The sequence below is a fragment of the Streptomyces sp. NEAU-174 genome, from assembly GCF_052665095.1.
On the sequence record NZ_JBQTCE010000025.1, the window covers coordinates 95,832 to 117,212 of the forward strand.

The following is a 21,381-nucleotide window of genomic DNA, read 5'->3' on the forward strand; positions in this document are numbered from 1 at the left end:
CGGCCCGGAGGGCGAGTATCACGGCGACGCGTCCGCGGATGTCACGGCGACGCGTCCGCGGAGGACGCATCGAGGTCGATCTCGATACCGGCGACGGCGAGCAGACGACCCGTGCCGGAGTCACACATGGTCATGTCGGCGATCTCGATCCGCGGCCGCGCCGTGCTGCGCCACCTGTGCACCGTGATGGTGAACACCGCGCCCGGGTCGGCGTTGCCGAAGTACCCGACCTTCTGGTCGACCACCTTGCGCCGCAGGAACTGCTCGTCGCCGCGGCCTAGCGACCGCCACACGCGCAGCAGCGCCGTGTCGAAGATCGAGAAGTACGAGGCGAAGTACACCAGCCCGGCACCGTTGAGGTCGCGCACGACGTCCAGCGTGTACTCGGACGTGTGGGCCGGCCCGGCCGCGACGAGGCCGGGCGGCGCCGCCGAGTAGAAGCTGCCCGCCTCGCGGGCGCGTCCGACGAGGGTGCGCGGCGAGTAGGAGTTGGGCAGCCGGGGGAGGTCGCCGTAGGCGAAGTCCGGCGGCGCGACCTGGGACAACCGCCGGTTGCTGCTCGGGCGGCTACGGGCGATCCAGCGGTTGAAGTTCTCGGCGTAGAGACAGTCCGGATGGGGGCGCTCGTACAGCTCCGCGGGATCCAGCGGTGTGTCGGCCAGGCCCAGCCCCGCCGGTGCGAGCCGGTGGAGCGTGATCACCGACTGGCTGCCGAACTGGAACACCCGGGAGGTCACCTGGAGTTCGTCGCCGAAGCTGAGGCCGTGCGGATGGACGACGTCCCCGCCGCGTACGTGGAAGTAGTAGAAGGACAGATAGGCGGGCTGCCCCTCGGAGGTGCGGGCCGCGTGCACATTGGTGCGGCAGGCGGCAGCCACCGCCTCCCAGGTCCAGTCCCCGATCTGACCGAAGACGAGTGATCCGCCACTGCACATGCCCGGGGCGACGACCACGTGGCGGGACAGCGAACTGTCGTCCACCTCCCGGTCGGGCCGTGTCGTAGTGCTCCGATGCACCGTTCCCTGCCTTTCTGATCGGGCTGAGTGAGCCATGTCGCGGGGTTGGCTCACCAGGGGTGCCTGAGCCATTCGGCCGATGCGGCGAGGAAGGCGTCGTTGTCCTCGGCGCGGCCGATCGACACGCGCACGCCCTCGCCCGGAAACGTCCGCACGGCGATGCCCCTGCCCGTGCACCACCTGCCGAACTCGGCCGAGGCATCGCCCAGCCGGAGCCAGAGGAAGTTGGCCTGGCTGGCCGGAACGTCCCGGCCATGGGCCACCAGGGCGTCCCGGACTCGGCCGCGTTCCGCGACCGTGGCGTCGACGCGGCGCAACAACTGGTCCTCGAGCCCGAGGGCCGCCACGGCCGCTCGCTGCGCGATCCCGTTCACCGCATAGACGAGGCAGGCTTTGCGCAGCTGCTCGACCACGCGGGGATCACCCACGAGGTAGCCGACCCGGAGGCCGGCGAGTCCATACGCCTTCGAGAACGTGCGCAGCACCACGAGATTCGGGTGCGCCTCGCCGAGGTCCAGGCCACTTGAGGCGGCCGGCTCGCGCGCGTACTCGTAGTACGCCTCGTCGAGGGCGACCAGGCAGGTCGGCGGGGTGCGCGCCAGGAACTTCCGCAGCTCCTCCCTGGCGACCACCGTGCCCGTCGGATTGTTGGGATTGCAGATGAGGACCAGTCGGGTGGCGTCGGTGATCCGGTCGGCCATGGCCGAGAGGTCGTGCGCGTCCTCGACCAGGGGCACCCGCACGGAGCGCAGGCCGGCGAGGTCGGCGAGAATGGGGTAGAGCTCGAACGACCGCCAGGCGTAGACGACCTCGGTGCCGGGGTCGCCGACGGATTGCAGCAGTGTCTGGAGGAGCGCGACCGACCCCGCGCCCACCACGACCCTGTCCTCCGCGATCCCGTGCGTTCGCGCGATCGCACGCGTCAGCTCGCCGCACCCCGGGTCGGGGTAGCGGTTCACCGTCGAAGCCGCCGCCGCGATCGCTTCCACGATGCCCGGCAGCGGGCCGTGGGGAGATTCGTTCGCCGACAGCGGGCGCGTGCGCGCCGCCGCCGCATGCACCCCTTCGGTCGGCTGGTACGCGGTGAGACGGCCGAGGACCGTGCGGAGTCGAGGCAAGGACAAGGGGGCTCCCAAGCACGCGAGGCCAGTGCGTCAGCACGCGAGGCCAGTGCGTCGTGATCTGGCAGGTAATCCGGCGGTATCCGGCAGGTGATCCGGCGGTCGCGGGACGGACTCAGGGGCGCCCCTCGGCGGCCTCGGCTCCGGCGTGCGGCAGCCGCTCCTCCAGCAGACGTGCGACGTCCGCGACCGTGGCGGCGTCCATCAGCTCGTAGTCGTGGATCTCGACGCCGAGCCGGCCGCGCAGCAGCGCCGCAAGTTCCACCGCCGTGAGGGAGTCGAGACCCACCTCCTCGCGGCCGGCCGTCGGCACGACCGCTTCCTCCCTCATCTGGAGGTCGCCCACCAGGATGCCTTTGAGTACCTCGTACATGGCTTGTTCCTCTTTCGCTGTCACACCTGACCGGAAGCCCGCGACTCCCCGGCGGGCCGGCCGCTGTGGGCTCCCTCCCGCAAGGCGAGTGCGACGTCCACGATGAGGTCTTCCTGGCCGGCCACCGCTTGGCGCTCGCCCAGTTCGAAGAAGACGTCGCGCGGGTCGACCCCCTCGCGCCGGGAGATGTCGAGGACCCGGTTCTTGAATCCGGAGAACACTCCGGACAGGCCGCTGACGACACCGACGGAGTCGATGGTCGGCGGGGCGGGCATCAGCTCGCGTCCGGCGATGTCCGCCGCGTCCAGGAGACCGTACAGATCGATGCCCGTGGCGAATCCCATCCGCTCCAGCACGGGTACCAGGACCTCGAGCTGGGTGTTGCCGGCCCCCGCCCCGAAGCCCCGGGCGCAGGCGTCCACGATGCTCGCCCCCGCCTCGACCGCGGCGACCGAGTTGGCCACGGCCATGCCGAGGTTGTTGTGACCGTGGAACATCACCGGTACGTCGACGGCGTGGCGGATGGCGCCGATGCGCTCCGCCACGTCTGCCGGGAGGAAATGACCGGAGGAGTCGAGAATCCCCACCCCGCTCGCCCCGTACTCCACGAGCCGGGCGCACTCCTCCGCCAGTTGCCGGGGGCTGGCCATGTGGCTCATCAGGAGGACGCCGTGCGCTTCGACACCGGCGTCGCGGAGGAACCCCAGATGCCGCTCGGCGAGGTCCCCCTCGGTGCAGTGCGTGCCGATCCGCACCACGTCGACGTCGTGGGCGATGGCCTTCTTGAGGTCCTGGACGGTGCCCCATCCGGGGATCATGAAGACGCCCATCCTGCTGTTCGGCAGGGCCTCCCGCACGACGGACAGCATCTCGTCGTCGCCGAGCCGAGCCTGGCCGGCCTGGAGGGAGGACGCGCCCAGGCCGTTGCCGTGCCCCACTTCGACCACCGGAACACCCGCGGCGTCCGCGGCGGCCGCGTACCCGCGCAGTTGGTCGGGTCCGAGGTTGTGGCGGACCGCGTGATGTCCGTCGCGCAGGGTCGGATCATGGACGAGAACCGGCTTCCGCCCGCCGCTCTTGCTGTCTGCCGTCCGGATCACGACATCACCGCGCCGGCAGTCGGGAGGTGGGACGCCGCGTACAGTTCGGCGATGTGCAGCGCGGCGGAGTTGATGATGTCGAGGTTGCCCGCGTACCGCGGGATGCGGTCGCCGGACGAGGTGACCTCGATGGCGATCAGGGCCTTCCCGTCGTCCACGACGCACGCCGCGACCTCGAAGCCACCGGCGAACGCCCGGACCTGCTCCGTCGCGGTCGCCACGGCAGCGCGCACCGATTCCGCGGTCAGCTCTTCCCCCAGCACGGACATGGCGACCCGGAAGGTCGCCGGCGGCCTGGCGGGGCTCACGTTGAGGATCGCCTTGACGTCCTTGACCCCGGTGAAGTCACGGACCGCGTCCTGGGTGGTCTCGATGTACTCGTCGAGATTCAGCCGGGTGGACCGGCCCACGCTCAGACTGGCCGCGGTGGTCACCACCTCGACGTAGTCGACCCGATGCTGCCGCGCGATCGCGTGCAGGATCGGTATCGACGCCTGACCGCCACAACTGATCATGTTGATGTCGCCGTGGTCCAGGACGTCCGCCCCGTTCACGGTCGGGACCACCATCCGCCCCACCTTGCTCGGCGTCAGATCGACGAGCATCGCCCCGAGGGGCCTCAACCGCTCCGCGTGCTCGGCGTGCGACACGGCGTTGGTGGCGTCGAAGACCACGTCGAACGGGTCCGGAGCGTCGACCAGGGACTGGACGCCGCCCGTCGCGGTCGGCAGCCCGAGTCCGGCCGCGTGCCGCAGACCCGGTGTGTCGTCGTGACGTGCCACGACCAGCCGGCAGTCGAGGGAACGCGAACGCATGATCTTGGCCGCCAGGTCGACTCCGATGAGGCCGGCGCCGAGCACCGCCGCGGATAGTCGTCCGCTTCTCTCCCTGGCTGTACTGCTCATGGCTGTACCGCCCTTCCTTGTGAGCAGACCCGCCTTGACGAGCCCGGGTACGGCGTTCCGGTCGGAAGGACGGTTGCCTAGGGGCCGTCCACGTGCAGAGTGATGGAGCCCAAGCGGTCGAACTCGGCGACGAACGTGTCCCCGGGACTCATCGGGACCGCGGCGTGCAGCGCCCCCGTCATGATCAACTGCCCGGCGTCCAGGGACACCCCGCGCTCGCCGAGCACGTTCGCCAGCCATGCCACGACGGCGACCGGATCTCCCAGGGCCGCGGCGCCGGCGCCGGTGGCCACGATCTCGCCGTTGCGCGAGAACACCATGCCGATCAGACGGGGGTCGCGGCCCGCGGCGGAGACGACTGGCGGGGCCAGAGCGACGGCACCGTTCGACGCGAGATCGGCGATGGTGTCGGCGAGTCCGATGCGCCATTTCTCGATCCGGGAGTCGACGATCTCCAGCCCCGCCATGACCTCCGCGACGGCTCCGCGCGCCTGCTCCGGCGTGACGCCGGGACCCGTGAGGGGCGCGCCGAGGCGGAAGACGATTTCGGCCTCCACCTTGGGCGCGATGAACGAGTCGCACGACACGGTCGCCCCGTCGGCGTACACGGTGGAGGCCAGCACGGGACCGTAGTCCGGCGTGTCGACGCCGAACATCTCCTGCATCGCAGCGGACGTGAGGCCCGCCTTGTACCCGACGACGCGGTCGCCGTCCGCGACCAGCATGCGCACGAGTTCACGCTGGACGGCATATCCGTCGTCCATGCCCAAAGCGGGGTCCGCGTCGGTGAACGGCGCGATGGGTACCCGCTTCGCGCGCGCCTCGTAGAGGGCCCTCGCCCTTGCCACGGTGTCTTCGGCCGACATCCTCACAGCGCTCCCGTCCTATCCGGCGGCCACGAACATCCGGCTGCCGGGCATCCGCAGCGGTGTGCTGGTCACGTCGGAGAACCCGGCCCGACGGAACGCGGCGTGCCATTCCTCCTCGGGCGGCAGCGTGACGTCCATCGAGCTGGAGTGCAGGTATGTGAAGAGCGCGCTGAAGCTCCGCTCCCTCGGACCGGCGACGTAGGGCACCGCGTCGGTCACCACGAGACACCCCCCGTCCGCGATCGACGCCCGGCAGGCGCGCAGCACGCCCTCGAGCACATCGGGCCTGCTCACCACGTCGTGCATCACGAATCCCGCGTGCACGACGTCCGCGTCCCGGACCGGCGAGTGATCGTCCACGAGCGATTCGATCGAACGGTTCACCACGTCGAGACGATCGCCCACCTCCGCCCGCCGGGCGGCCCGTTCGGCCTCCTCGCAGGCCGCCGCGCTCAGGTCCAGGGCCAGTCCGGTGCTGTCCGGCAGCGCGGTCAGCAGGTGGATCAGCAGACCGCCGGCTCCCGCGCCGAGATCCACGATCCGCCGCGGTTTGCGGCTGGTGATCTCCGAGATGACGCCGGGGTAGAAGCCGTACGACCCGATCCAGCGGGACGAGACCGCCACCCGGCGCCCGTCCCGCTGGTACCGCGCGCCTGCCGCCGCCGGCTCGCGGAGGAACGACGTCGCGTTGTCGATGTACGGGCGGTTCGCATTGAGCGCCCAGGAGAGGTAGCCGGCCGCGTACCGGCGGTCGGCCATGTCGGAGCAGGGCAGGAAATGGTGCGGGTCCTCGCCCCGCTCCACCAGTCCCGCGCAGAGCAGTGCGTCGAGAAACGCCGCGGCACCGGACTCCGGCACATCGGCGGCGGCCGTCACCTCGTGGAGAGTGAAGGGCGCGGCCCGGTCCAGGAGGGCGGAAAGGCCGAGGCCCTCGGCGATCTCAAGGAGAGCGGCGTCGGCGGCCAGATCGGCGGCGGTCTCCCTGGAGTCGGTCCTGTTCATGCGTCGCTCCCGAATCGAGGAGGGTACTTCTCGAAGTAAGGCGTCATAAGGCGTCCCGCGCATGCGAGCCGGGTCCATGTGTCATCATTCGGTGACCCGCGGCCAACGACATCGGTGACGACCGCCGTTACGGTCGCGCCACCCCACGGCCGGACACCGGCGGGGCATCGTCGAGGCATTCCCCGCCGGGCCCGGGTTTCCTGCCGAGAGCTCTTCCGCGTGCCCTCCGCGAGGGGCGGCACAAGCGCCGCCCGTGGCGGACTCGGCTGCCGGAACGACGGGGAAACCGCGGGGGCGAGCCGTAACTGTGGCTCCTACCGATGCCGTGAACAGGCGTGTCCCTGGAGCATCGCCCCGTTGGAGTGGATGCACGGTTTGGTTGGCGCCTGGATCCCCGACCGCCGTCGGGATCGCGACTGCCCGAAGTCCGTCACAGTCGTTCTCCTTCCTTCGTCGGATGCTCCCGCCCGTAAGGAGTTCTTGTGATCCCCGCGTCGTATGCGCAGCGTCAGATGTGGTTGCTGGACCAGCTGGAAGGCCCGACCGCGCTCTACAACATCCCGCTGGTGCTGCGGATGTCCGGACGGCTGGACGTCGCGGCGCTCCGGGTCGCGCTGGACGACGTCCTGGCCCGGCACGAGAGTCTGCGCACGCGATTCCCGCAGCTGGGCGGGGAGCCGTACCAGGAGATCCTTCCCCCGGACGGGGCAAGCGTCGAGCTGACCCTGGTTCCCACCCCTGCCGACGAGCTGGAATCCGGTATCGCCCGCGCTTCCCTGGACGTGTTCGATCTGGCGGCCGAAATCCCCCTGCGGGCCACACTGCTCACGCCGGTGTCCGGGCAACCGACGGTGGACCGCGACTCGCCGGTGACCGGTGAGTGTGTGCTGGTGCTGGTGGTGCACCACATCGCGGCCGACGGGTGGTCGGTGGCCCCGCTGTGGCGGGACCTCTCAGAGGCGTATGCGGCGCGGTGCGCCGGGCGTGAGCCGGGCTGGGAGCCGTTGCCGGTGCAGTACGCCGACTACAGCCTGTGGCAGCAGGAGCTGCTGGGTGAGGCACACGACCCGGACAGTGTGCGGGCCAGGCAGCTCGCGTACTGGCGGCAGGCCCTGGCCGGGGCGCCGGAGGAGCTGGCCCTGCCGGTGGACCGGCCGCGGCCCGCGACGGCCGATCACGACGGCGGACTGGTGCGGCTCGACCTGCCGGCCGAACTGCACGCCGAGTTGGCGGAGCTGGCGGCTCGGCAGGACGTGACGATGTTCATGGTGTGGCAGGCCGCGGTGGCGGTGCTGCTGTCCAAGCTGGGCGCGGGCGAGGACATCCCGATCGGCAGCCCGGTCGCCGGGCGGACCGAGCAGGACCTGGAGGACCTGGTCGGGTTCTTCGTGAACACGCTGGTGGTGCGCACCGACCTGTCCGGTGCCCCGACCTTCGCCGAGGTACTGGGACGGGTGCGGCAGGCGGCCCTGGGCGCACTGGACCACCAGGATCTGCCGTTCGAGCGGCTGGTGGAGGAGCTGGCCCCGGCCCGCTCGGTCGGCCGGCATCCGCTGTTCCAGGTCAACGTCACACTCCACAACACCCCCGAGGGGACGCTGGACCTGCCGGGCCTGACGGTCCAGGTCCGCCCCGGCGAGATACCCCTGGCCAAGTTCGACCTGGACTTCCAGGTGATGGAACGATTCGACGGCCAGGGCCGGCCGGCCGGTATGGAGGCCGTGCTCAGCTACGCCACCGCCCTGTTCGACCAGGCCACGGCCGAAGGCTTCGTCACCCGCCTCGTCCGGATCCTGTGCGAGGTCGCCGCCGATCCCGGCATCGGGCTGGACCGTATCGAGGTGATGGACGCCGACGAACGCCGGCGGACGCTGGTCGAGTGGAATGACACCGCGCGCCCGGTGGCGGCTGCGACGGTGCCGGAGCTGTTCGGCGCGCAGGCCGCTCGCACTCCCGAGGCCGTGGCGGTGGTATCGGGCGAGGAACGGGTCTCGTACGCGGAACTGGAGGCGGAGTCGAACCGGTTGGCCCGGTACCTGATCGCGCGGGGTGTGGGTCCGGAGTCGCTGGTGGCGGTGGCGATGGACCGCTCGCCCGAGCTGGTCACGGCGCTGCTGGCGGTGATGAAGGCGGGTGGTGCGTATCTGCCGGTCGACCCGGAATACCCGGCCGAGCGCATCACCTCGATGGTGGCGGACGCGGCCCCGGTCGCCTTGCTGACGACTGCCGCGGTCGCCGGTCGGCTGGGCCGGGAAGGACCACATGCCGGACCGTCCGTGCCGCGGTGGATCGTGCTGGATGATCCGGCGGTACGGGCCGAGGTGGCAGGACAGGACGCACACGCCCTGGCCCAGGGCGACCGAGTCGCCCCACTCCGGCCCGAACACCCGGCCTATGTGATCTACACCTCTGGATCGACCGGTGCTCCCAAGGGTGTCTCTGTCGCCCATACGAATGTGGCGGCCCTTTTGCAGGGGGCGGGGGAGCGGTTCGGCTTCGACAGCGGGGACGTGTGGACCTGGTTCCATTCCTTCGCGTTTGACTTCTCGGTGTGGGAGCTGTGGGGCGCGTTGCTGCACGGCGGGCGCCTGGTGGTGGTTCCGTTTGACATCTCGCGCTCCCCCGGGGAGTTCCTGCGCCTGCTGGTGCGGGAGCGGGTGACGGTGCTCAGCCAGACTCCTTCGGCGTTCTACCAGCTCGTGCGGGCCGACGGGCGGCACGCCGAGGTGGGTGCCGAACTGGCGCTGCGGTTGGTGGTGTTCGGCGGTGAGGCGCTCGATCTCCGCCGGTTGCGGGAGTGGTACGCCCGCCACCGGGGTGAGGCGCCGACGCTGGTGAACATGTACGGCATCACCGAGACCACCGTGCATGTCAGCCACCTCCGGCTCGACGTGGCCATGGCGGACGAGGAACACCCGGGCAGCCTCATCGGCCACCCGCTGGACAACACTCGGGTGTACGTCCTCGACGACTTCCTCCATCCGGTGCCGGTGGGCGTGGCGGGTGAGCTGTACGTGGCCGGCGCCGGGCTGGCCCGGGGTTACCTGCACCGTCCGGGCCTGACCGCCGAGCGGTTCGCGGCCTGCCCGTTCGAGGGTGCTGGTGGCCGGATGTACCGGACCGGGGACGTGGTGCGCTGGACCAGCGGTGGGCGGCTGGAGTTCGTGGGACGGGCGGATGACCAGGTCAAGATCCGCGGGTTCCGGATCGAGCCGGGTGAGGTGGAAGCCGTGCTGCTCGCCCACGAACGGGTGGGGCAGACCGCGGTGGTGGTCCGTGAGGATCAGCCTGATGACAAGCGTCTGGTGGCGTACGTGGTTCCGGCGAGTGGCGAATCCGCGCCCATGAGCGCACTGGCCGGTGAAGTGCGCAGCTACGCGAGTGAGCGCCTGCCCGAGTACATGGTGCCGTCTGCGGTGGTGGTGCTGGACGGCCTGCCGTTGACGGTGAACGGGAAGCTGGACCGGAAGGCGCTGCCGGCGCCTGACACATCCGTGTCGGCGCACGGGCCGCGCACTCCGCGGGAGGAGATCCTGTGCGAGGAGTTCGCCACGGTCCTCGGGCTGCCGCAGGTGGGCATCGACGACAACTTCTTCGAGCTGGGCGGACACTCACTGCTCGCGGTGTCGTTGGTCGAACGGCTGCGGCAGCGGGCCCTGACAGTTGACGTGCAGTCGTTGTTCACCGCACCGACGGTGGCCAGTCTGGCCGTGGTGGCCGGTCAGTCCGAGATCACGGTCCCGCCGAACATGATTCCGGTGGGGGCGGAGGCGATCACGCCGGACATGCTGCCGCTCGTCGAGCTGACCGGTGAGGAGATTGCACGGATCGTCGAGCAGGTCCCGGGCGGGGCGGCGAACGTGGCGGACATATATCCGCTGGCGCCGTTGCAGGAAGGCATCTTCTTCCACCACCTCATGCGGGACAGCGGCAACGACGCATACGTCGTGTCCATCGTGTTGGAGTTTGATTCCCGGACCCGTCTGGACCGGTACGTGGACGCTTTCCAGACGGTCGTGGACCGGCATGACACATTCCGGACGGTGTTCCTGTGGGAAGGACTGCGGGAGCCGGTCCAGGTGGTACTCCGCGAAGCCCGGCTCCCCGTTCAGGAGATCACCCTGGAGGGCACAGCCTCTGACACGGTCCAGGAGTTGCTGGCCGCGAGCGGTTCGGCGATGGATATCAGCCGGCGTCCGTTGCTGCGGATGTGTGTCGCGGCCCAACCGGACGGTGAACGCTGGCGTGGGGTGTTGCAGTTCCACCATCTCGTGCAGGATCACACCGCCCTGGATGTGGTGCTGGACGAGGTGCAGACGGTCCTGGACGGGCGAGGGGATGAGCTCCCGGTGCCCTTGCCGTTCCGTACCTTCGTGGCGCAGGCACGGATGGGAATACCTCCGGCCGAGCACGAGCGGTACTTCGCGGGGCTGCTGGGAGACGTGGCCGAGCCGACGGCCCCGTTCGGGCTGGTGGACGTGCACGGGGACGGTACGGCCGTCAGGGAGGCCCGTCTGCCGGTGGACGGGCGGCTGGCGGTGCGGTTGCGGCAGCAGGCCAGTGTGCTGGGGGTGAGCCCCGCGACGGTGTTCCATACCGTGTGGGCCCGCGTCCTGGCGTCGGTGTCCGCCCGCGACGACGTGGTGTTCGGCACCGTGCTGTTCGGACGGATGAACGCCGGAGCGGGTGCCGACCGTGTCCCGGGGCTGTTCATCAATACGCTGCCGGTGCGCGCGCGCACCGGCAGCGGCATCGGTGTGCGGGACGCGATGCGCTCGATGCAGACTCAGCTGGCCGACCTGATCGTGCACGAACACGCCTCACTGGCCGTCGCCCAGCGGGCCAGCGGCGTCCGCGCCCCGGCTCCGCTGTTCACCGCCCTGCTGAACTACCGGCACTTCTTCAGCGGCGACTGGGTGGCGCCGAAGCCACACGGGACCGAGGTCCTCGGCTCCTGGGACCGGACCAACTACCCCCTGGTCGTGTCCGTGGACGACAGTGACTACGACTTCGCCTTCGAGGTGCAGGTGGCCGCGGCGATCGACCCGGAGCTGATCACCCGCCTGCTGCATACCACCACCGAAAACCTGATCAGCGCTCTGGAACAGCACCCGGACACCCCACTCGAGCACATCGACGTCCTCCCCACGGCCGAGCGGCAGCGGATCCTGACGGAGTGGAACGACACCGCCCGCCCGGTGCCCGTCACCACACTGGCGGACATGTTCACCGCCCAGGCCACCCGCACCCCCGGCGCCGACGCTCTGGCCTACGAAGACGTGCGGCTGTCCTACGCCGAGCTGGAGGCGCGTGCCAACCGCCTCGCCCGGTATCTGATCACGCGCGGAGTGGGGCCGGAGTCCCTGGTCGCGGTGGTGATGGAGCGCTCGCCCGACCTGATCACCGCGCTGCTGGCGGTGGTGAAGGCCGGTGGCGCCTACCTCCCCATCGACCCCGGCCAGCCCGCCGAGCGCGTCGCCTTCATGTGCGCCGACGCCACCCCGGTCGCCTTGCTCACCACCACGGCGATCGCCGGCCGACTGCGTGAGCCCCACGCGGACGGGCACGGACCGGAGACCGGCCCGCAGTGGATCACGCTGGACGACCCGGTGGTCCGGGCGACGGTGGCCGGCCAGGACGCGCGCGCACTCTCCCAGGCCGACCGGATCGCCCCCCTGCGCCCGGACCACGCCGCCTATGTGATCTACACCTCCGGCTCGACGGGGACGCCCAAGGGTGTCGTGGTACCGCACGCGAACGCCGTGAACCTCATGGCCGACCGATGGCCGGACCTGGACTCCGACAGTCGGCTGTTGCAGTTCGCGTCGATCGGCTTCGACGTCGCGACCTGGGAGATCATGATGGCGTTCTCCGCTGGGGCATGCCTGGTGGTGGCGCCGGCCGAGCACCTGCTGCCCGGAGCCGGGCTGGCCGGTGTGGTGGCCCGGCACGCCGTCACGCATATGCAGCTCCCGCCCACGGTCCTCGGCATGGTCGAGACCGAGGCCGAACTGGCCTCCGTGCGGACGCTGCTGGTCGCGGGCGAGGCTCTGGGCTCCGAACTCGTCGACCGGTGGGGCGCCGACCGCTGGTTCGGCAACGCGTACGGACCGACCGAGATCACCGTGATCGCGGCCGCCGCGGGCCCGCTGCGCCCCGGTGACCTGCCGAGCATCGGCCGGCCGCTGCCCAATACCAGCGTCTATGTCCTCGATGAACACCTCGCGCCCGTGCCGGTGGGGGTGGTCGGTGACCTCTACGTCTCCGGCGCCGGTGTCGCCCGGGGGTATCTGAACCGCCCAGGGCTCACCGCCGAGCGGTTCGTGGCCGATCCGTTCCGCGGGGCGGCCGGGCCCCTCTCCTCCGGCCCGGCGGCCGGGAGCCACTCCCGGCCCGATGGCGGGCAGGCAGGGCGCATGTACCGCACCGGCGACAAGGTGCGCTGGACCGCCGACGGCCAGCTCCTCTACGTCGGCCGTGCCGACGACCAGGTGAAGATCCGCGGTTTCCGGATCGAGCCGGGTGAGGTCGAGGCGGTGCTGGCCGGGCACGAGCGGGTGGCGCAGGCCGTGGTCATCGTCCGTGAGGACACTCCCGGTGACAAGCGTCTGACGGCCTACGTCGTCCCCGCGGGTGACCCCGGCACGGCCGTCGGCGAAGGGCTGGAGCCGGCGGTGCGCGGGTACCTCGCGGGCAGGCTGCCGGAGTACATGGTGCCGTCGGCGATCGTGGTGCTGGAGCGGCTGCCACTGATGGTGAACGGCAAGCTCGACCGGGCCGCCCTCCCGGTGCCGGACTACGCCTCCGACGCGGGACGGAGGCCCGTCACCATGCGCGAGGAGCTCCTGTGCTCGCTCTTCGCCCAGGTGCTGGGCCTGTCCCGGGTCGGGGCCGAGGACGACTTCTTCTCCCTCGGCGGGCATTCACTGCTCGCGGTGCGGCTGGTCAGCAGGGTCCGCACGGTCTTCGGTGCGGAGGTGCCGGTGCGGGCGCTGTTCGAGACGCCGACCGTGGCCGGTCTGGCGGCGCGGCTGGAGCGGGCCGGTGGCGATGCGGCGCGGCCCGCGGTGGTGGCCGGACCACGTCCGCCGGTGTTGCCGCTGTCGTACGCTCAGCGCCGGTTGTGGTTCCTGGATCGTCTCGAAGGCGCGAGCGCGCTGTACAACGTTCCGCTGGTGTTGCGGTTGTCGGGACGGCTGGACGTCTCCGCGCTGCGGGCGGCGCTGGCCGATGTGGTGGCGCGGCACGAGAGTCTGCGGACGCGCTTTCCGGAGGTGGAAGGGGAGCCGTACCAGGAGATCGTGCCTGTCGCCGAGGCGAGTGTCGACCTGCCGCTGATCCCGGTGGCCGCTGACGAGTTGGCGGCGTGGATCGACCGGGCGTCCTCCCATGCCTTCGACGCGGCAGCCGAACTGCCGGTGCGGGCCACTCTGTTCGCGCTCGACTCGGACCAGCCGCCGCCGGAGGACGGCCTGGTGGTGACGGGTGAGTCCGTGCTGGTGCTGGTCGTGCACCACATCGCGGCCGACGGGTGGTCGATGGGGCTGCTGTGGCGGGATCTGTCGGTGGCGTACGCGGCGCGCCGTGCGGGGAGCGCGCCGGGCTGGGAGCCGCTGCCGGCGCAGTACGCGGACTACACGCTGTGGCAGCGGAAGGTGCTGGGTGAGGCGGACGATCCGGACAGCGTGCTGGCCGGCCAGCTGGCGTACTGGCGGAAGGCGCTGGCCGGGGCGCCGGAGGAACTGACCTTGCCGGTGGACCGGCCGCGACCTGTGGAGGCCGGCCACCAGGGCGGGCTGTGCGGCTTCCGGATGCCCGCCGAACTGCATACGGAGCTGGCGGAGCTGGCCCGTGCCGAGGGCGTGACGATGTTCATGGTGTGGCAGGCGGCGGTGGCGGTGCTGCTCTCCAGGCTGGGCGCGGGGGAGGACATCCTCATCGGCAGCCCGGTGGCCGGGCGCAATGATCAGGCCCTGGAGGATCTGGCCGGGTTCTTCGTGAACACGCTGGTGATACGCACCGACCTGTCCGGTGACCCGACCTTCGCCGAGGTGCTGGGGCGGGTGCGGCGGTCTGCGCTGGGCGCGCTGGAGCACCAGGAGGTGCCGTTCGAGCGGCTGGTGGAGGAGCTGGCCCCGGCCCGTTCCATGGCCAGGCACCCGCTGTTCCAGGTCGCCCTGACGCTGCACAACGTCCCGGACGTGGCGCTCGACCTGCCCGGGGTCGAGGTTGGCGTCATGCCGTCCGGGGCACAGGGCGCCAAGTTCGACCTGGACCTCGAGGTCATCGAGCGTTTCGACGCGCTGGGTCGGCCGGCCGGTCTGGACGGCGGCATCACGTATGCCACCGATCTGTTCGACCAGGCCACGGTGGACATGCTCATCACCCGGCTGATCCGGGTCCTGCGGGCGGCGGTCGACGACCCCCGTCGGCCCATCCGTGGAATCGACCTGCTGGACGCCGCGGAGCGAAAGCGGATCCTGACGGAGTGGAATGACGCGGCGACGCCGGTACCCGGTGGGGAGCGCGTACCGATCGCGGATGCGTCGGCCGACACGCGTGTCTACGTCCTGGACGCCCTTCTCGAACCGGTGCCGCCGGGGGTGGCCGGTGAGCTGTATCTAGCGGGTGCCGGGCTCGCCCGTGCGGAACGGCACCGTCCGGGTCCGGTCGCCGAGCAGATCGTGGCCTGCCCGTTCGAGGAACCCGGTGCCCGGATGTACCGCACCGGGGACGTGGTGCGGTGGAACCGCGCCGGTCAGCTGGAGCTCGTGCGCCGGGCGGAAGAGCAGGCGGACCCCGCCTCCGCCGCCCTGCCCGCCCCCGAGCCCCGATCCGGCGCGGCGCCGGGAAGGCGACCGGCCACGGTGCGCGAGGACCTTCTGCGCGCGGTCTTCGCCCAGGTGCTGGGCGTGCCGCGGGTCGGGGTCGACGACAGCTTCTTCGAACTGGGCGGACACTCGCTCCAGGCGGTGCGGCTGGCCAGCCGGATCCGCACCGTGCTGGGGGTCGAACTGCCCGTCCGGGCCCTTTTCGAGGCGCCGACCGTGGCCGGTCTGGCGGCGCGGCTGGAGCGGGCCGGTGGTGTGCCGGCGCGGTCGGCGGTGGTGGCCGGGCCGCGTCCGCGGGTGCTTCCGCTTTCCTATGCCCAGCGGCGGTTGTGGTTCGTGGACCGGCTCGAGGGTGCGAGCGCGTTGTACAACGTTCCGCTGGTGCTGCGGTTGTCGGGACGGCTGGACGTCTCGGCGCTGCGGGCGGCGTTGGGTGATGTGGTGGCGCGGCACGAGAGTCTGCGGACGCGTTTCCCGCAGGTGGAGGGGGAGCCGTACCAGGAGATCGTGTCCGTCGCCGAGGCGGGCGTGGATCTGCCGGTGGTCCCGGTCGCCGCCGACGAGCTGGAAGCGCGGATCGACCGGGCCTGCTCGCACGTCTTCGACCTCGCGGGCGAGCTGCCCCTGCGCGCCACGCTGTTCACCTCTGCCACCGGCCCGTCGCCGACCGATGCCGGGTCGGTGGCCCCAGGCGACTGGGTGCTGGTGCTGGTCGTGCATCACATCGCGGGCGACGGCTGGTCGATGGGGCTGCTGTGGCGGGATCTGTCGGAGGCGTACGCGGCGCGGTGTGCCGGGTGTGCGCCGGGCTGGGAGCCGCTGCCGGTGCAGTACGCGGACTACGCGCTGTGGCAGCAGGGGATGCTCGGCGATGCGGAGGATCCGGGCAGTGTGCTGGCCGGGCAGGTGGCCTTTTGGAAGGCCGAACTGCAAGGCGTGCCCGAGGAGTTGGAGCTTCCGGTGGATCGGCGGCGGCCCACGGTGGCCAGTCACCGGGGCGGCTGGGCGGTGATCGACGTTCCGCCGGAACTCCATGCCGACCTGGCGGAGCTGGCCCGTGCCGAGGGCGTGACGATGTTCATGGTGTGGCAGGCCGCCCTGGCGGTGCTGCTGTCCAAGCTGGGCGCGGGTAAGGACATCCCGATCGGCAGCGCGATCGCCGGACGGACCGACCAGGCCGTGGAGGACCTGGTCGGGTTGTTCATGAACATGGTGGTGGTGCGCACCGACCTGTCCGGCGATCCGACCTTCGCCGAGCTGCTGGGCCGGGTGCGGCAGCGGGCGCTGGGCGCGCTGGAGCACCAGGAGGTGCCGTTCGAGCGGCTGGTGGAGGAGCTGGCCCCGGCCCGCTCGCTGTCCAGGCACCCGCTGTTCCAGGTCACCATGACGGTGCAGAACGTCCCCCAGGCGACGATCGACCTGCCGGGCCTGGACGTCGAAGTCCACCCGGGCGATGCCACCATGGCCAAGCTCGACCTCGACTTCCAAGTCGTCGAGCGGTTCGACGGACAGGGGCGGCCCGACGGTCTGCTCGGCGGACTCACGTACGCCACCGACCTGTTCGACCAGGCCACGGCCGAGACGCTGGTCACCCGGCTGGTCCGGCTCCTGAAGACCGTCGCCGCCGGCCCTGCCCGTCCCATCAGCCGCCTGGACCTGCTGGACCCCGCCGAGCGGCGGCGACTGCTGACGGAATGGAACGGTGACCGCCGCCCGGCCGCCGACACCGTGCCGGCGTTGTTCACCGCGCACGCCACCCGCGCCCCTGAGGCGATCGCCTTGGCGTCCGGCGAGGAGCGGGTCTCGTACGGCGAACTGGAGGCCCGGTCCAATCGTCTCGCCCGGCATCTGATCGACCGTGGGGTGGCCCCCGAGTCCCTTGTCGGGGTGGTCATGGACCGGTCGATCGACCTCGTGACCGCTCTGCTGGCGGTGGTGAAGGCCGGCGGCGTGTATGTGCCCGTCGATCCCGGCCAGCCGGCCCAGCGCATCGGACAGGTGCTGCTCCAGGCCGGTGTGGAGGTGTGCCTGGTCGACGAGGTGTACGCGCCGACCGTACGGGAGCACGCCGGCACGGTGGTCGTGGCCGACGCGGACGAGGCGGAGGCCGCGTGGGCCGATGCGCCCGACTCGGCCGTACCGGTGCCGGTCATGCCCGACCAGCTGGCGTACGTGATGTTCACCTCCGGATCGACGGGTGAGCCCAAGGGCATCGCGACCACCCACCGGGACGTGGTGGAACTCGCCGGTGACCGCTGCTGGCACTTCCCTGGGCAGGCCCGGGGCCTGTTCGCCGCGCCGCACACCTTCGACGGCTCCACCCTCGAGCTGTGGGTGCGGCTGCTGACCGGCGGACAGGTGGTCATCGCCCCCCGGGGCCGGATCGACGCGGCGCTGCTCAGGTCGCTGGTCGGCGACCACGGGCTGACCCACGCCCAGCTGACCGCGGGGCTGTTCCGGGTGATCGCCGAGGAGGACCCCACCGCCTTCGCCGGGCTGCACGAGGTGTACACCGGCGCGGACGTGGTCCCCACCGCGGCGGTGCGGCAGGTGCTGGAGGCCGTGCCCTCGATCACGGTCCGCAACACCTACGGTCCGACCGAGGTGACCGTCATCGGTACCCAGATCCCGATCCAGGACCCCAAGGCGATCGGGGATGTGGTGCCGGTCGGGTATCCGCTGGACAACACGCGGATGTACGTGCTCGACGAATTCCTCAACCCCGTGCCGGCGGGGGTGGTCGGTGAGCTGTACATCGCCGGCGCCGGGCTGGCCCGGGGGTATCTGAACCGTCCGGGGCTGACCGGTGAGCGGTTCGTGGCCTGCCTGTTCGAAGGCGGCGGTGGGCGCATGTACCGGACGGGCGACGTGGTGCGCTGGAACCGCGACGGTCAGCTGGAGTTCGTGAGCCGGGCGGACGACCAGGTGAAGATCCGTGGCTTCCGCGTCGAGCCGGGTGAGGTCGAGGCGGTGCTGGCCCAGCACGAGCAGGTGGCCCAGGCGGTGGTCATCGCCCGCGAGGACACCCCCGGTGACAAGTACCTCGCCGCCTATGTCGTCCTCACCCACGGCGCGGCGGACGCGGAATTCGGCGCGGTGGCGCGGGACTTCACGGCGAGTCGGCTGCCGCAGTACATGGTGCCGTCGGTGGTGGTGCTGGAGCGGCTGCCGCTGACGGTGAACGGCAAGGTCGACCGTGCCGCGCTGCCCGCGCCGCACCACGTGTCCGGCGCAGGCGCGGGACCGGGCAGGCGACCGGCCACCGTGTACGAGGAGATTCTGTGCTCGGTGTTCGCCCAGGTACTCGACCTGCCCCGGGTCACTGTGGAGGACGACTTCTTCGCGCTGGGCGGGCATTCGCTGCTGGCCGTGCGGTTGGTCAGCCGGATCCGGGCGGTCATGGGTCTGGAGGTCCCGGTCCCGGCGGTGTTCGAGACGCCGACCGTGGCCGGTCTGGCGGCGCGGCTGGAGCAGGCCGGTGGTGTGCCGGCGCGGTCGGCGGTGGTGGCCGGGCCGCGTCCGCGGGTGCTGCCGCTCTCCTACGCCCAGCGGCGGTTGTGGTTCGTGGACCGGCTCGAGGGCGCGAGCGCGTTGTACAACATTCCGCTGGTGCTGCGGCTGTCGGGACGGCTGGACATCTCGGCGCTGCGGGCGGCGCTGGGCGATGTGGTGGCCCGGCACGAGAGTCTGCGGACGCGCTTTCCGCAGCTGGAGGGGGAGCCGTACCAGGAGATCGCCTCCGTCGCCGAGGCGGGCGTGGAGCTGCCTCTGATCCCGGTCGCCGCCGATGAACTGGAAGCGCGGATCGACCGGGCCTGCGCGCACGCCTTCGACCTCGCGGGCGAGCCGCCCCTGCGCGCCACGCTCTTCACCTCGGGCACTGACCAGCCGGCACCCGATGCCGGGTCGGTGGCCCCAGGCGACTGGGTGCTGGTGCTGGTCGTCCACCACATCGCGGGCGACGGCTGGTCCATGGGGTCGCTGCTGCGGGACCTGTCGGCCGCCTACACCGCCCGCCGCGCCGGGCGTGCGCCGGGCTGGGAGCCGCTGCCGGTGCAGTACGCGGACTACGCGCTGTGGCAGCGGGGGATGCTCGGCGATCCGGAGGATCCGGACAGTGTGCTGGCAGGTCAGGTGGCCTATTGGAAGGCCGAACTGCGGGGTGCGCCGGAGGAGTTGGAGCTTCCGGTGGACCGGCGGCGGCCCGCGGTGGCCAGTCACCGCGGTGGCTGGGTGCCGCTGACCCTGCGGGCCGACCTGCACGCCCAGCTGGCGGAGCTGGCGGCCCGGCAGGGTGTGACGATGTTCATGGTGTGGCAGGCCGCCCTGGCGGTGCTGCTGTCGAAGCTGGGCGCGGGGGAGGACATCCCGATCGGCAGCCCGGTCGCCGGGCGGAACGATCAGGCGGTGGAGGACCTGGTCGGGTTCTTCGTGAACACGCTGGTGGTGCGCACCGACCTGTCCGGCGACCCGAGCTTCGCCGAGCTGCTGGGGCGGGTGCGGCAGCGGGCGCTGGGCGCGCTGGAGCACCAGGAGGTGCCGTTCGAGCGGCTGGTGGAGGAGCTGGCCCCGGCCCGCTCGCTGGCCAGGCACCCGCTGTTCCAGGTCATGCTGGCGGTGCAGAACGTTCCCCAGGCGACGATCGACCTGCCGGGCCTGGACGTCGAGGCCCGGCCCTCCGAGGTCTCCATGGCCAAGTTCGACCTCGACTTCCACGTCGAAGAGCGCTTCGACGACCAGGGCCGGCCGGCCGGTCTGAACGGCGGGATCACCTACGCCTCCGATCTCTTCGACCGGACCACGGCCGAGACGCTCGCCACCCGGCTGGTCCACATCCTGCGCACGGCCGCGGCCGACCCCCACCGGTCCCTTCACGGGATCGACCCGCTCGACGCCGACGAGCGGCGGCAAATCCTGACCGAGTGGAACGACACGGCACGCCCGGAACCCGCGGCCACCGTGCCCGAGCTGTTCGGCGCGCAGGCCGCCCGCACCCCCGACGCCGTCGCGCTGGTCCGAGGCGACGAGCGGATGACGTACGCGCAGCTCGACGCGGAGTCCAACCGCCTCGCCCGGCACCTGATCGGACACGGGGTACGCCCCGAGTCCGTGGTCGCGGTGGTGATGGACCGCTCGCCACAGAGGGTCGCCGTGCTGCTGGCGGTGCTGAAGGCCGGGGGCGCCTATCTGCCGATCGACCCGTCGTACCCCATCGGTCGCATCGGTCTCATGGTGGCCGACGCGGCGCCGGTCGCCCTGGTCACCACCGCGTCCTTCGCCGGCCGACTCGACCAGTCCGACGCGGGCCCCCTCGACCCGGAGTCAGGCCCGGCCCGGATCACGCTGGACGATCCGGCGGTGCGGGCGGCGGTGGCCGCCGATGACGAGGGCCCGCTCACCCGGCTGGACCGTGCCGCGCCGCCGCGTCCTGACCAGGCCGCCTATGTCATCTACACCTCGGGCTCCACCGGCGCCCCCAAGGGAGTCACGGTCACCCACCGGGGGATCGACCGCCTCGTGCGTCCGGCCGGGTACGCCGATGTACGTCCCGGTGACGTGGTGGCGCACCTCGCCTCGGTGTCGTTCGACTGCACCACCTTCGAGATGTGGATCGCCCTGGTCAACGGGGCGACACTCGCGGTCGGACCGGCCGGGACGCTGTCCGTGGCCGACCTCCGGCATTTCCTGACCAGCCAACAGGTCACCGTCGCGGTGCTGCCCACGGGCCTGCTGCACCAGGTGGTGGACATCGACGTCGAGGCACTGCGCGGCGTCCGCGCCCTCCTCACCGGCGGGGACGTGCTCTCGGTACCGCAGTGCCGGACCCTTCTCGAAGCCCTGCCGGGAACCCGGCTCATCAACGGGTACGGCCCGACGGAGAGCACCACCTACACCCATACCCACCCGGTCACCGAGGCCGACGTCGGCGACGGGGGCGACATCCCCATCGGGCGCCCGCTGGCCGACACCCGGGCGTATGTGCTGGACGAGCGGCTGGCTCCGGTGCCGGCGGGGGTACCGGGAGAGCTGTATCTGGCCGGCGCCGGGCTGGCCCGGGGGTATCTGAACCGTCCGGGCCTGACCGCGGACCGGTTTGTGGCGTGTCCGTTCGAGGGGGCTGGTGCGCGGATGTACCGGACCGGGGATGTGGTGCGCTGGAACCG

At 71.4% G+C, this 21,381-nt stretch carries 8 protein-coding genes; 1 reads left to right on the top strand and 7 read right to left on the bottom strand.

Annotated elements, in window-relative coordinates:
• Positions 1 to 41: 41 nt before the first annotated feature.
• The 7 genes from ACT2CW_RS45140 to ACT2CW_RS45170 form a co-directional block, all read right to left on the bottom strand.
• On the bottom strand, positions 42 to 1,016 hold the full coding sequence (locus ACT2CW_RS45140) for an LnmK family bifunctional acyltransferase/decarboxylase (protein WP_445519658.1): 975 nt from the start codon (positions 1,014 to 1,016) through the stop codon (positions 42 to 44).
• 50 nt (positions 1,017 to 1,066) lie between these two features.
• Complete coding sequence (hisC, locus tag ACT2CW_RS45145; RefSeq protein WP_445519657.1) at positions 1,067 to 2,140, bottom strand: histidinol-phosphate transaminase; 1,074 nt, start codon at positions 2,138 to 2,140, stop codon at positions 1,067 to 1,069.
• Between the two features lie 112 nt (positions 2,141 to 2,252).
• A complete protein-coding gene (locus ACT2CW_RS45150; protein ID WP_445519656.1) occupies positions 2,253 to 2,510 on the bottom strand; it encodes an acyl carrier protein in 258 nt (85 codons plus the stop codon).
• A 20-nt stretch (positions 2,511 to 2,530) separates the two neighbouring features.
• Entirely contained in the window at positions 2,531 to 3,607 is a 1,077-nt protein-coding gene (dmpG, locus tag ACT2CW_RS45155) for a 4-hydroxy-2-oxovalerate aldolase (RefSeq protein ID WP_445519701.1), read from the bottom strand.
• Entirely contained in the window at positions 3,607 to 4,515 is a 909-nt protein-coding gene (locus tag ACT2CW_RS45160; RefSeq protein WP_445519655.1) for an acetaldehyde dehydrogenase (acetylating), read from the bottom strand. The genes dmpG and ACT2CW_RS45160 overlap by 1 nt, the downstream gene beginning before the upstream one ends.
• A 77-nt stretch (positions 4,516 to 4,592) precedes the next feature.
• A complete protein-coding gene (locus ACT2CW_RS45165; protein WP_445519654.1) occupies positions 4,593 to 5,381 on the bottom strand; it encodes a 2-keto-4-pentenoate hydratase in 789 nt (262 codons plus the stop codon).
• Positions 5,382 to 5,399: 18 nt separating this feature from the next.
• Positions 5,400 to 6,386: a class I SAM-dependent methyltransferase gene (locus ACT2CW_RS45170; protein ID WP_445519653.1), complete on the bottom strand. Its 987-nt coding sequence runs from the start codon at positions 6,384 to 6,386 to the stop codon at positions 5,400 to 5,402.
• Positions 6,387 to 6,868: 482 nt separating this feature from the next.
• Here ACT2CW_RS45170 and ACT2CW_RS45175 point away from each other — a divergent pair.
• Positions 6,869 to 21,381: amino acid adenylation domain-containing protein (locus ACT2CW_RS45175; protein WP_445520758.1), on the top strand; the 14,513-nt coding region annotated here is incomplete at its 3' end.

What these genes read in the sequence shown, in the direction of transcription:
- ACT2CW_RS45170 (WP_445519653.1), bottom strand. Translation starts at nt 6,386, where the DNA reads ATGAACAGGACCGACTCCAGGGAGACCGCCGCCGATCTGGCCGCCGAC.
- ACT2CW_RS45165 (WP_445519654.1), bottom strand. Translation starts at nt 5,381, where the DNA reads ATGTCGGCCGAAGACACCGTGGCAAGGGCGAGGGCCCTCTACGAGGCG.
- ACT2CW_RS45160 (WP_445519655.1), bottom strand. Translation starts at nt 4,515, where the DNA reads ATGAGCAGTACAGCCAGGGAGAGAAGCGGACGACTATCCGCGGCGGTG.
- ACT2CW_RS45150 (WP_445519656.1), bottom strand. Translation starts at nt 2,510, where the DNA reads ATGTACGAGGTACTCAAAGGCATCCTGGTGGGCGACCTCCAGATGAGG.